This window comes from Marinobacter sp. UBA2498, from assembly GCF_002341575.1.
GTDB classification, from domain to species: domain Bacteria; phylum Pseudomonadota; class Gammaproteobacteria; order Pseudomonadales; family Oleiphilaceae; genus Marinobacter; species Marinobacter manganoxydans.
Genome location: NZ_DDOI01000021.1, coordinates 1 through 338, shown reverse-complemented (window position 1 = coordinate 338; position 338 = coordinate 1). Strand labels below are relative to the sequence as shown.

At 58.6% G+C, this 338-nt stretch carries 1 pseudogene; it reads left to right on the top strand.

What is annotated here, in order from left to right:
* Positions 1 to 338 (top strand): annotated as a pseudogene (locus tag B2W52_RS02025) (cysteine--tRNA ligase); the annotation flags it as partial.

The following is a 338-nucleotide window of genomic DNA, read 5'->3' as shown; positions in this document are numbered from 1 at the left end:
GGGTGGATGTTCAGGAAGCCAAGCGAAGCCCTGCAGATTTCGCGTTGTGGAAAGCGGCAAAGGCAGGGGAGGTCAGCTGGCCGTCGCCCTGGGGCGATGGTCGTCCTGGCTGGCACATCGAGTGCTCTGCGATGTCCACCTGCTGTCTCGGCGACACATTCGATATTCACGGCGGTGGCCCGGATCTGTTGTTCCCGCACCATGAGAACGAGATTGCCCAGTCAGAATGTGCCACTGGCCACACTTTTGTGAACACCTGGATGCACGCGGGTGCCATCCGGGTGAACAAAGAAAAGATGTCCAAGTCCCTGGGTAACTTCTTCACCATCCGCGAGATC